This window comes from Streptomyces sp. NPDC002868, assembly GCF_055563295.1.
Window position 1 is genome coordinate 542,802 of sequence record NZ_JBVHDR010000004.1, and the last position, 10,770, is coordinate 553,571.

At 67.2% G+C, this 10,770-nt stretch carries 9 protein-coding genes and 3 pseudogenes; 8 read left to right on the forward strand and 4 right to left on the reverse strand.

Annotated elements, in window-relative coordinates; genetic code table 11:
- The first annotated feature begins 328 nt into the window (after positions 1-328).
- The 3 genes and pseudogenes from ACZ3H8_RS16675 to ACZ3H8_RS16685 all read left to right on the forward strand — a co-directional run bounded on the left by ACZ3H8_RS16675 (position 329) and on the right by ACZ3H8_RS16685 (position 1,256).
- Positions 329-562: a hypothetical protein gene (locus ACZ3H8_RS16675; RefSeq protein ID WP_467402253.1), complete on the forward strand. Its 234-nt coding sequence runs from the start codon at positions 329-331 to the stop codon at positions 560-562.
- Positions 563-609: 47 nt separating this feature from the next.
- Positions 610-910 (forward strand): annotated as a pseudogene (locus ACZ3H8_RS16680) (TauD/TfdA family dioxygenase); the annotation flags it as partial.
- Between the two features lie 52 nt (positions 911-962).
- Complete coding sequence (locus ACZ3H8_RS16685; protein WP_467402255.1) at positions 963-1,256, forward strand: hypothetical protein; 294 nt, start codon at positions 963-965, stop codon at positions 1,254-1,256.
- Positions 1,257-1,951: 695 nt separating this feature from the next.
- Here ACZ3H8_RS16685 and ACZ3H8_RS16690 read toward each other — a convergent pair.
- A pseudogene (locus ACZ3H8_RS16690) lies at positions 1,952-2,667 on the reverse strand (serine hydrolase domain-containing protein); the annotation flags it as partial.
- Between the two features lie 106 nt (positions 2,668-2,773).
- Between ACZ3H8_RS16690 and ACZ3H8_RS16695 the strand changes: the two are divergent.
- The 3 genes from ACZ3H8_RS16695 (at position 2,774) to ACZ3H8_RS16705 (ending at position 6,500) form a co-directional block, all read left to right on the forward strand.
- Complete coding sequence (locus ACZ3H8_RS16695; RefSeq protein WP_467402256.1) at positions 2,774-3,205, forward strand: hypothetical protein; 432 nt, start codon at positions 2,774-2,776, stop codon at positions 3,203-3,205.
- A 68-nt stretch (positions 3,206-3,273) separates the two neighbouring features.
- Positions 3,274-4,254 (forward strand): transposase, encoded by a 981-nt coding sequence (locus tag ACZ3H8_RS16700; RefSeq protein ID WP_467402258.1) that lies wholly within the window; start codon positions 3,274-3,276, stop codon positions 4,252-4,254.
- Positions 4,255-4,757: 503 nt separating this feature from the next.
- The gene (locus ACZ3H8_RS16705) at positions 4,758-6,500 is read left to right on the forward strand and encodes a serine/threonine-protein kinase (RefSeq protein WP_467402261.1); all 1,743 of its coding nucleotides are present in this window, start codon (positions 4,758-4,760) and stop codon (positions 6,498-6,500) included.
- Between the two features lie 25 nt (positions 6,501-6,525).
- On the opposite strand, the pseudogene ACZ3H8_RS16710 reads toward ACZ3H8_RS16705, so the two are convergent.
- From ACZ3H8_RS16710 to ACZ3H8_RS16720, 3 genes and pseudogenes are all read right to left on the reverse strand, one after another.
- Positions 6,526-7,846 (reverse strand): annotated as a pseudogene (locus ACZ3H8_RS16710) (IS630 family transposase).
- A 199-nt stretch (positions 7,847-8,045) separates the two neighbouring features.
- The gene (locus ACZ3H8_RS16715) at positions 8,046-8,540 is read right to left on the reverse strand and encodes a DUF3237 domain-containing protein (protein WP_467402262.1); all 495 of its coding nucleotides are present in this window, start codon (positions 8,538-8,540) and stop codon (positions 8,046-8,048) included.
- A gap of 6 nt (positions 8,541-8,546) precedes the next feature.
- Positions 8,547-9,035 carry an ester cyclase gene (locus tag ACZ3H8_RS16720; RefSeq protein ID WP_467402263.1) on the reverse strand — a complete coding sequence of 163 codons (489 nt, stop codon included), beginning with the start codon at positions 9,033-9,035 and terminating at the stop codon, positions 8,547-8,549.
- Between the two features lie 95 nt (positions 9,036-9,130).
- Between ACZ3H8_RS16720 and ACZ3H8_RS16725 the strand changes: the two genes are divergently transcribed.
- Together ACZ3H8_RS16725 and ACZ3H8_RS16730 are read left to right on the forward strand one after the other, a co-directional pair.
- Entirely contained in the window at positions 9,131-9,775 is a 645-nt protein-coding gene (locus tag ACZ3H8_RS16725; protein WP_467402266.1) for a TetR/AcrR family transcriptional regulator, read from the forward strand.
- Between the two features lie 130 nt (positions 9,776-9,905).
- Positions 9,906-10,337, forward strand: a complete 432-nt coding sequence (locus tag ACZ3H8_RS16730; protein ID WP_467402268.1) for a hypothetical protein — start codon at positions 9,906-9,908, stop codon at positions 10,335-10,337.
- Positions 10,338-10,770 lie beyond the last annotated feature (433 nt).

Here is a 10,770-nt window from a genome sequence, read left to right on the forward strand (position 1 = left end):
CAGAACGTCCGGCGGCCCGCCCGGTTCATTTGCGCCCAGTGGGGCCCCGTCTGACGGTCGATCGGCAGGGTCGGCGGCAGGGGTGGAGTCGCCTTCAAAGTCTGCCGAGGCGACGCCTGCGCCCACACCGTCGTCATCTCAGCCTGCGGCGCAGGATCGCATCAGCGCCGAGATCGATGAGCGGCGGGCAGCGGCTGCCAGCGGCGAACCCATCACCCGCAGCACACCGACCGGCACGGCTCAAGGCGGTGAGGAGTTCGGACAGCCAGCCCTTGTGAGCGGCGATGTCACGGTCTTCAAGCCCCGTCGTGACAGGGGATCGTTGACGGTGCCGCTGAGCATCACCAACAGCGGCAAGGAGCGGGCCTTCTACCAAGTCGAGGTACGCATCACGGGGCCGGGCGGATTCGACGCGACGGTACGACTGGACACCGGCGCGGTCGCCCTCTACCCCGGCACGTCGTGGCCCACTGAGCTCACCGTGAAGGATCCCGGCAAGCCCCTGCCGGACAACCCGGTCGTGTCGATCGTGAAGAACTACAAGCGAGAGCTGCAGAGCTGACCAGCAGCAGGCGGCCCCCGCAGGTTCCTGCGGAGGCCGCCTGCGCTGATCCACTGTCCGGCTACGACCGTAAACTTCTCAAGGCGAACCCCGGCCGGGACGCCGAGGCGGACGCGGAGCCGTCGAAAGCCCTCGACGAGGTCACCGAGGGTGTCTCCCTCACCCCAGGCGACGTGCTGATCGCCGACAGCTTCCGCACCACGCGCACGCGCGGACGCCGTTCACGCCGCGCTGGGACGGCCAGGACCGGTGGCTGCACCGTGTGTACATCCGCAGCGACTCCTACGGCCAACTGCCGACCGGGAGGAGCGGGCGGGCGACGTGGCGGCCTGCACGCTCTGCCGATAAACCCCGGCATTCCGTCACTTTTCAGCAACTCAGTTGCCTCGCAGGGGAACTGGTGCTGAGGCTTCTGCTCCACCGGGCCAAGGCCACCCTCGACCTGTATGGGCTGCTCGACTCAGGAGTGTCCGCTGCACTCGAATCTTTCGCCGACGGGGTCTATGAGGACCTGGATCACGAGTGGCTCTACGACGACTCGATGGACGGCATCGACGAGGACCCGGCAGCGGCATCCCTCGGTACCGCGGCCATGGGGATCAAGTCCTGGTTCACCCCCTTCAACGAGGGCCGGTTCGTCCACCCGTACGCGGCGGACGAACCCGAGGGCGACGGGGTTCAGCGCCCGGCATAGACCCTGAGCCCCGACACCCAGGTGTGCGTCGCTGCTACAACGGCTCGGCGTGGCGGCGTAGCACGGCGGCCGGCGATGAGCGCCTCGGGATGTCGTCACGTGAGGAAATGTCCCGCTCGAACCAATTGGGGCGATATGGTTGCGGTGGTTGGACCAAGACGGCGTTTCATGACCTCAGGGACGCTGTCGATGACCCGTGGGCCCAGGCTGAGTTGATCGACCTCGCGCAGAAGGAATTGCGGTTTCCGCCGCAGGTCGGCACCGATGAGGGCTGGGTCCCATGGGACCACTCGACTCTGGCATGGCGGCGAGCCATTAGGCGCGAAGTTGCGAGCGCCGTTGGCGTTGGATTGGACGACGATCCCTATGGCGACGTAGAGCGCTTTGGTAGCTACTACTACTACTACGTGTACAGAATGCCCAAGCCTGAAGAAGCGTCCGGTGCTGGTAGACGAGGGCACGCAGCAGAACTCGCCGTGGCTCGCTTCTTGGACAGCGGAGACTTTGGCCAGCTGTTGCGGCCTCCTTATTCCAGTTGAGGGACGCCGCAGCTTCCCAACTATCCTGTCACGTTTTGTCGTCAGGCAGTGGCAGTCCGAGTTCTTCTGCTACCTCCTCGGTGGATAGCACTTCGTCATGCTCCTCGCCAAGCAGCGCCCTTCTTTCGGCATCAGCCTGCTGCAGGGCCTCACGGATTAGTTCACCCTCGCAGGGATCTCGGCCAGGGGCTGGCGGTCGCGGCTCATGCCGGTGCCTGTGAAGCCGTAGTGAACCCAGACGTCGCCGTCCTGGGTAGTGCCAGGGGCAGGGTGCCAGAACAGGCCGCGGACGGGCTTGATGGCACCGGTCTGGACGATGAGGGACTCCTCGGTCCAGGCGGGGCCGAATCCTGGCCGCACCGTGGTGGTGGAGTCGTCGAGCATGTACCGCAGGATGGCGGTCAGGTCGTCCAGGCCGGAGACGACGCCGGCGATACCGCACGTCCCGCCCAGCAGGCGGGCAGAGAAGTCGTGGGCGACGCCCTTGAGGTGGGTGTCGGTTTCCTGGTCGAGTTCGGTCGGCGCACACCGGGCCGCGGCTTCGGCGGCCAGCGGCCCGAAGCGGATGGCGTCCATTCCGAGCGGCTGCCAGACCAGATACGGGTCTGGGCGAGCTGGTGGAGCGTCTGGCCGGAGAGGTGTTCGGCGAGGTAGCCGAGGATGAGGGCGGCGCGGTCGGTGTATTCGACGGCTTCGCCTAGTGGGCGGTGGAGGGCTTCGTGCAGGACGCCGTCTCGGATGTCCTGGGGGTCGGTGCCGTAGAGGGTCTTGAGGTTAGCGCGGAGAGGGAGGCCGGCGGTGTGGGTGAGCAGGTGGTGCGCGGTGACCTGTCCGAGGGGATAGCCCTCCACCTCGGGCCAGAAGGTACTTACGACGTGGTGTGCGATTGGGGCTATCCCCGTGTGGCGGAGGATGGTGCCCATTCGCGCTCCTTTTGACCGCCCCGAGCCCCGTCGCGTCTCGCCAGGCGAGTACCCCATGTGGGACCGGGCTCTCGCCCTTCTCAACCGGGACCTGGCGGTGACCCTTCCCGAGCAGGAACCCCTGCAACTGCTGGCCCTTCCGCCCTACGATGCGGACGACCCGGAGAACGTCTACGTCGCTCTGGCCAACGGCGAGTGGCACGGCAATTGCCTGTACCCGGACTCGGCGGACGACCCTGCCTCTGCGCTGGTGGTCGTCGCTGATGCCGCGCAGGAGACCGTCACCGAGCGTCTGTGGCAGGCGTGGCCCCTGTGCGCCGGGCATGGCCTGGGCATGCATCCGCGGGATGCGGACGGGCAGCTGTCCTGGTGGTGCGCGGGAGAACGGTTGCGTCGCGGCCCGGCCCATATCCGTGCGGCCGTGGGCGCGCTCGACACCTTCGTCCGCCCACGTCGCCCCAATCGCAAGAGGCGGCGGGCGAGTTGATGTCCCACTGCGCCACGGTCGTTGAACGCGACGTGACGCGAAGAGGGCCGTGCGGGTTGGGTGTTGTTGTGACGCAATACCTTGGCCGCACGGCCTTGTCCCATCGTATCTTCACCGGCCTTCGACACCGTCGACTCGGTACGCTGATCGGCGAGTTGGCTCAGGTGTGGCTGGCCGCCGAAGAAGGACGACTGTCCGACCGTCGAGGTCACGACCGTCTGCGCGCGGCCGGGGCGGGACCGAGCCACCAGTTGGTGTTCACTCACCGGGTCATCGCCACGTTGGTCGTCCTGCGGTTCCAGCTCCCGCACGCGGCCCTGGCCGTGCTCTACGGGGTGGACCGTTCCACGATCACTCGGGCCGTCCACGAGATCCGCCCGTTGCTGGCGGCCCGTGGCTTCGCTGTACCAGGTCACCCCGGTCTGCGGCTTCGCACGCTGGAGGACGTCTTCGCCTACGCGGCGGCCGAGGGAGTCGAGCTGCGGCTGGACGGTACCGAGGTCCGGATGCGCCGCCCGAAGGCGAACAGGCCCGGCCGGCGCGCTTTCGTGTCGGGCAAGATGCGGCAGAACACCAAGAAGGCCACTGTGGCCACCGACGAGCGGGGCCGCACGCTGTGGACGGGGGCGTTCCGGCCCGGCCGGATACACGACCAGACGGCCGTGAAGACCGAGGGGATCTGCGACCTGTTCGAGCGGTATCCGAAGGCCAAGGTCGATGCGGGCTACCAGGGTCTGGCCAAGCAGTACCCCGACCAGGTCCAGGCCCCGCCGCCCAAGCCGAAGAAGGACGTCCTGCCCGAAGAGGTCGCTGCTTGGGACGCGGCCCGCCATCAGCAGTCCTCGGAACGAATCTGCGTCGAGCACGCCAACGCCGAACACAAGCAGTGGCGGACCCTCCAGCGGTACATCGGATGTCGCGAGTACTTCGACGAGACCTACGCGGCAGTGGCTGGCCTGGTCTCCGACCGCACCGCCGAGAGGTGTTCACCAAGCCGACAACCCGCCAGGCCAACACGCCCGGACCTCAATCGTGCACAACCTCGTTAGTGCGGTCTAGACAGCAACAAAGCCCCGGGCCGCTGGCCTGGGGCTTTTCCATGGAGCGGGTGACGGGAATCGAACCCGCGCTCTGAGCTTGGGAATCACCGGCCGCTTCCAGCAGGCATACCTGCTGACCTGTGGAAACGATACGAATCGGGGTGTGCTCCAGCCTCGCCTTGTGACCGTGGTTGACCGGTGAGCGCTGCCCTATCTGGTGTGTATCTGGTGCGCTCGCCGTGCAGGCCATCCTGCGTCATTGCTGAGCTAGTGGGGCTTCCCCCGGGCCGTCGTCTTCGCTTTTCCCTTGGACGGCGGAAGTTAGCACCCGGCTCTGACATCTGACGCCAGCCGAGACGCACGGCCAGGGACCGCCGTGCCCGCCATGGGAGACAACCCTGATGGGCGGCCACATACTTGCGCACGGCCGCCGCCTTCCCCTCACGTCCCTGCCTCTACCCTTGAGGACTTCGGATTGATGGTTCACGAACAACCACGGAACGGAGCGTGCGGTGACCGCGGGGGAAGCGCATGGCGGAGAGCTGACGGGCAAGGTACTCGGCGGGCGTTACCGGGTGACCTCCATGATCGGGCGAGGCGGCATGGGAGTGGTCGCCCGGGCGGTGGACGAACTCCTGAACCGAGAGGTCGCCGTCAAGGTCCTGCGGGCTTTCACCGACACCTCCGCAGCCGAACTGGTCGACGTGCGGACCCGGATGCAGCGGGAGGCGCAGGCCGCCGCCCGTATCCGGCACAGCGGCGTGGTCACCGTGCACGACGTGACCGAGGAGCAGGGCCTCCCGGTCATCGTCATGGAACTCGTCGACGGGCCCTCGCTCGACGACGTGCTGATGGAGCGCGGCACACTGGAGCCGCACGAAGCCGCCGTGATCGGCGCCAAGCTGATGGATGCGCTCGACGCCGCGCACCGGGCCGGCGTACTCCACCGGGACGTCAAGCCGGGAAACGTGCTGATCGAGCACGGCGGCAGGGTCGTGCTCACCGATTTCGGCATCGCCAGCATGGAAGCCTCCGGCGACGACGCCATGGCCAAGCTGACCCAGAGCGGTCAACTCGTCGGTTCCCTCGACTATTTGCCGCCGGAGCGCGCGCAGGGCAGGGAGCCCGGTCCCGCGTCGGACATCTGGTCGCTCGGCATGACGCTCTACGCGGCAGTGGAGGGCACTCCGCCGTTCCGCCGCACGTCCGCGTGGTCCACCCTTTCGGCGATCGTCACCGAGCCCCTGCCGGAGCCCCGCCGGGCGGGACCGCTCACGCCGGTGCTCCAGGCGCTGATGGCGAAGGAGCCGGAGAACCGGCCCACCGCGGAACAGGCGCGCGGCATGCTGGAGCGCGTCGCCTCGGGCGGGACGGTGCACCTCGCATCCGCCGCTCCGACGCCGACACCCGCTCCCGCTCCCACGGTGGGTCCCGGGGCTGCGGCCGCCGCCGCACCGGCCCCCGGGTTCGGTCCCCCGCTGTTCCCCCAGCCCGCCCCGCAGTCTGAGCCTCCGCACGCCGGCTACGCGCAGCCCGACCTGCCGCCGCACGGCGCGCCGGTCGCGGGCCACGCCGGAGTCCCCGCTCCCGAGACGAGCCGGACGGCAGCCCGTCGCGCACGGCGCCGCAGCAACCGCACCGTCGTCGCAGCAGCGGCCGCCGTCGTGCTCCTCGCCGCAGGCGCCGGCATCACCTACGCCCTGACGTCCCAACAGGGCGGCACGACCACGGACGGCGCACAGGCGACGCCGCCCGGCGTCGGCTCCCCCACGGACAGCCCCTGGCCGACCGGGGGCAGCACCCCGTCGTCCGCCGGTTCTCCCGGAACGTCCTCGAAGCCGTCAACCTCGCAGGAGCCGGACGGTCACGAGGACGAGGAGCTGGGCCCCACGAAGAAGCCCGGCGTCGAAGGCGACAAGCCGACCGAGAGCCCGTCGGCCTCCCCAGAGACCAAGCCCAGCCCGACGGTGAAGGAGCCCACCCCGGTGTCGACGGCCTGCACCGGCTGGGGCCACGAGAACCGCAGCGACGGCTACGGCTACCTGGCCGAGACGTCCCACCTCTACACCGGGCCGTACGCGGAATGCCAGTACGTGACCGTGGTCAAGACCGGTGTGAAGCTCTACTACCACTGCTACATCACCAACGCCTACGGCAACAAGTGGATCTACGCCCGTATCGATGGGACGAACACCGAAGGCTGGGCCCACAGCACCAAACTCACCAAGGAGAGCGGCACCCTGCCCCGCTGCTAGTGTGATGCGCCAGAAATCCTGAGGGTTAGTTCTGCTCTGTTTTCTGGCTGCCGGTTCCGACCTTGGTGAGGTAGTCGGCGAGGGAGTTGAGGATCTCGTCGGCGGTCTTGGTCCAGGTGAAGGGCCGTGGGTTCTCGTTCCAGGTGTCGATCCACGCGGTGATGTCGTCCTCCAGGGCCTTCACGGACGTGTGGACGCCCCGGCGGATGAGCTTGTCGGTCAACAGGCCGAACCACCGCTCGACTTGATTCGTCCAGGAGGAGCCGGTCGGGGTGAAGTGGACGTGGAAGCGGGGGTGTTTGCCCAGCCACGTCTTGATCTCTGCGGTGTTGTGGGTGGCGTAGTTGTCACAGACCAGGTGGACGTCGAGCCCGGCGGGCACTGCCTTGTCGATCGTGACCAGGAACTTCTTGAACTCAATCGCCCGGTGGCGGCGGTGCAGTTCCCGATATGACAGTGCCGTCGGCGATGTTGAAGGCCGCGAACAGGCTGGTGATGCCGTGCCGGTAGTAGTCATGGGTACGCCGCTCGGGCATGCCCGGCATTATCGGCAGCACCAGCTGGGACCGGTCCAGCGCCTGGATCTGGGACTTCTCGTCCACGCATAACACCACCGCCTTCTCGGGCGGGTGGTGGTACAGGCCGACGACGTCGACGACCTTGGCGACGAACTGCGGGTCGGTGGAGAGCTTGAAGGAGTCCTGGAGGTGCGGCTTAAGGTCAAACCGCTTCCAGATCCGCCCGATGGTCGATTTCGACAGGCCCGTGCGCTCGGCCATCGAAGCCCGCGACCAGTGCGTGTCCTTACCCGGAGTGCACTCCAAGGTCGCAACGATGACGTCCTCGACCTGATCCAGCAGGATCGAGGGCGGCCGGCCCACCCGGGGCTCGTCGGCCAGGCCGTCGAGGCGTTTGGCGATGAACCGGGCCCGCCAGCGTTCCACGGTCGACTCGTCAATACCGAGGTCGGTCGCGGCCTGTCTGTTCGTCCCGCCCTCCGCACAGCGCAGCACGACCTTTGCCCGCATCACCAGGTACTGAGCGGTCTTCGCCCGCCTCGCCCACCGGGTGAGCTGATCCCGCTCAGCCTCACTCAGGACCAGGTCGGCCTTCGGCCGACCGATGTGCCCGGTGTCCTCGAGACCGGCCATCCGCTCCGCGGCGAAGGCCCGGCGCCACTTCCTCACCGTCTTGACCGCCACACCAACGGCCCGCGCGGCGCCCGCATTCGACATCCCGTCAGCGCACGCCAAGACGATCCGCGCCCGCTCGGCCGGACGCCGATCCGGCAATCCCGCCCGCCGCAGCAGCTCGACACGCTCGTCCTCGGACAGCGTGATCTCCACAGCGGAAGGACCCGGATGCAACATACCAACAGGCTACTTACTAACCCTCAGGATTTCTGGCGCATCACACTAGTGCCCTGACCGGGAATGTTCACCGGCTCTCAAGAAAAGGTCCTGGCGTGGGTCGGTGATTCACCAGGCGTGCAGGACCGTGGTCTGCGCGGGATGGCCAGTCGATGTCGCTCTTCCTGGAGGTCGTTCACATAATTTGTGAGACCTTGTACGCGATTCCACCTTCGATCAGATACCCCGAGCCCACGCAGACGACGTCGTTCAGCCATGCGTATCGCTTCGCCCCCGTTTCGAAGAGGGGATTCGTTCGGAAGTAATAGCGGGCGGGGTCGACTTGGTGCCTCGTGGCAGGATCGGCCATGTCGGCCCGCAGTTCGGGCGGGGTGACCCAGCGGCCGCCATAGGTCATGTGCAGCAGGTCGCCGTCGTGCGTCCGCAATGTCAGCCGGACGTCAAGCGTCATCACGCCGTCGGGGCGGAACAACGTCCAGTCCCCACCCCCGGGCAGCACCTCTCCGCGTACCCTTGGCCCCTTGAACGTCCCTCCGGCAGAGCCGAAGAGGACCCGTCGGCCCAACGGGCCGGGGCCGATATCCAGCCGCGGGTTCAAGTCCACGGCCATGTCGAAGAGATGCATCGTCTTGATCTCGTCGATGTCTTGGAGCCGAGCGTCTGCTGCCATGTCCCCTCACCTATGAATTGGTTCGACCCCAGGAGCGGAGGGCGCGAACGCGGCTGCTCCGAACAGCTTCCGCCTGACTGCGTCCGTCTCAACACCTGACTGAGCACAGAGCTCCGACAGATCGAAGAAGAACCGCTCGCCAGCGATCAGGCCGTCCTTGAAGGCGAACTGAATGAACACCGGCAACTCGGCTCGCCGGCCGTTGGGGTGCACTCCGAACCGGTCACCCGTCATCGTCATCTTCACCGTTCCCCAGCAGACCAGTGCGTCGCCGTTGCCAGCGTGGCCTTCGAGAGCGACCTGGTAATCGGGGAAGGAGGCGAAGAATCCGGTCAGCGCCCTTTCGTTCGCGGCCCGGCCTTGAGCCCTCGTCCCGAAAGCTGGAGCCTCCAGGACCATGTCCTGGTGGAAGAGCTCCATAGCTGCGGGCACGTCCTGCCGGCTCTTCGCGGTGGCCAACGCCTGCGCCAGATCAAACATTCGACGGCTGTCCAAGTCGCACGCACCTCCTGGTTGCTCACCCTGGGAAGTAAACGTACGATCGGTCGTACGTTATATGCAAGAGGAATCCGGCAGGGACGATGAGCGAAGTGGAGCAGCGGGACGATGCCCGTTCCGCCGACGAGGCCGATGCGCTGACGTCGGATCGGCGCGTGCTGCGTGGTGCGCGGTCCAGGCGGACGATCGTCCGCCATGCCGTGGACATGGCATCACTGGAAGGACTCGACGGGCTCAGCATCGGCCGGCTGGCCACCGACCTCGGGATCAGCAAGAGCGGCGTGCAGACTCTCTTCGGGACGAAGGAAAACCTGCAGGTCGCGGCGGTCGAGTGTGCACGTGACGTGTTCGAGGACGCGGTCGTCCGCCCCGCACGGACCGCGCCCCGTGGCGCGGCGCGGGTACGCGCGCTGATCGAACGGTGGATCGAGTACGCGTCGGTGCCGCTGTTCCCAGGTGGTTGCTTCTGGGCGGCGAACCTGGCCGGCTTCGACAGCCGCCCCGGGCCCGTACGTGACGTGCTGTTCCATTGCCAGCAAGGCTGGCGTGACCTCATCGCCGTCGAGCTGCGCCATGCCGTCGGCGCTGGAGAGATCGCTCAGCTCGACGCCGACCTCGCTGCCTTCCAGCTCGATGCGGTACTCGTCGCCGCCAACACCGCGTTGCGGCTCGGCGACGAAGAGGTGGTGGACAAGGTGCGGCTCGTGACTGAGGGGTTCCTCGTCCCTCCAGACTGATCTGCTGTCGCGTCGCGGGCACCGTCTGGGCGGCGTGTCGCCGCCACGGCGCGGATCGCTGGGGCACGGTCTGCCAGTGCTGTGACAGCAAATCCGTCAGGCAGCCTTGAGAGGGCGTCCGCCCCAGCGGATGCCTTCTCGCTGCGGATACGGGCGCGTTCTCGTCCTCGTCGAGCGCCGCCGCGAGCGCAGGGAGGACCGCATCGACCGCCGCAAGTCGAAGCAGGACCTGTATGCGCGCTTCCTTGCCGCCCACGCCCACACCCGGGCGCAGCTGCGCATCCTTGCTGATACCTCAGGCCTGTCGGATGAAGAACGTGCGAAGCGGGCCCGCACGGCATACGCCGGCTGCTACGCCCCGCGTTACGAGCTCGAGGTGTTGGCCCCTCAGTCGGTCCTGACCCCAGCGCTGGACTTCGACAAGTGTGCGAAGGCGTTGCGAGACCTCGTCATTGAGGGCACAAACGTCCAAGGCGCTGTCCGCATGCGCGAGTACATCGACTATGCAGAGAGAGTACGCACGGCGATGCGGGCCGACCTGGGCATGAGCGAGAGCACCTGACGGCTGCTAGGTGGTTCCGTCTCACCGCTGGAGCGGCGTCTCAGCGAAGACTGACCAGCACGAATGCGCATGTGGCGCCTGACCAGCGGCCACACTGGTCAAAGTTCGGTGAGATCGGTCAACCTTCCCTTAGACGGGACAGCTGCACGGTCCTGGGCTCCCGAGGGCGCCGTGTCCCGTCTCCGTCGATATGGTCTGCGTCTCAAGTGATCTGGTCCGATTCGCCTCTGGTCTCAGGTGATCTGGTACTGCGCACGGGAAGCGGTCATGCACACAGCGTGGATCAGCGCACGAGGGAACGCGCGATGCGGAATCCCAAGCGTCCCCGTGGGCTGAGCCGGCCCAGGGGGCACCCCTGGGCCGGAGGGCGTCCCCTCTTTGCGCCGTAGGGAACTCCCTTGTGCCAGAAGCCGTTTCCCTTTGTATCGCCTTG

Excerpts from the sequence above, each read along its gene's own strand:
- ACZ3H8_RS16730 (WP_467402268.1), top strand. The coding sequence starts at position 9,906 with ATGCCTTCTCGCTGCGGATACGGGCGCGTTCTCGTCCTCGTCGAGCGC.
- ACZ3H8_RS16695 (WP_467402256.1), top strand. The coding sequence starts at position 2,774 with ATGTGGGACCGGGCTCTCGCCCTTCTCAACCGGGACCTGGCGGTGACC.
- ACZ3H8_RS16715 (WP_467402262.1), bottom strand. The coding sequence starts at position 8,540 with ATGGCAGCAGACGCTCGGCTCCAAGACATCGACGAGATCAAGACGATG.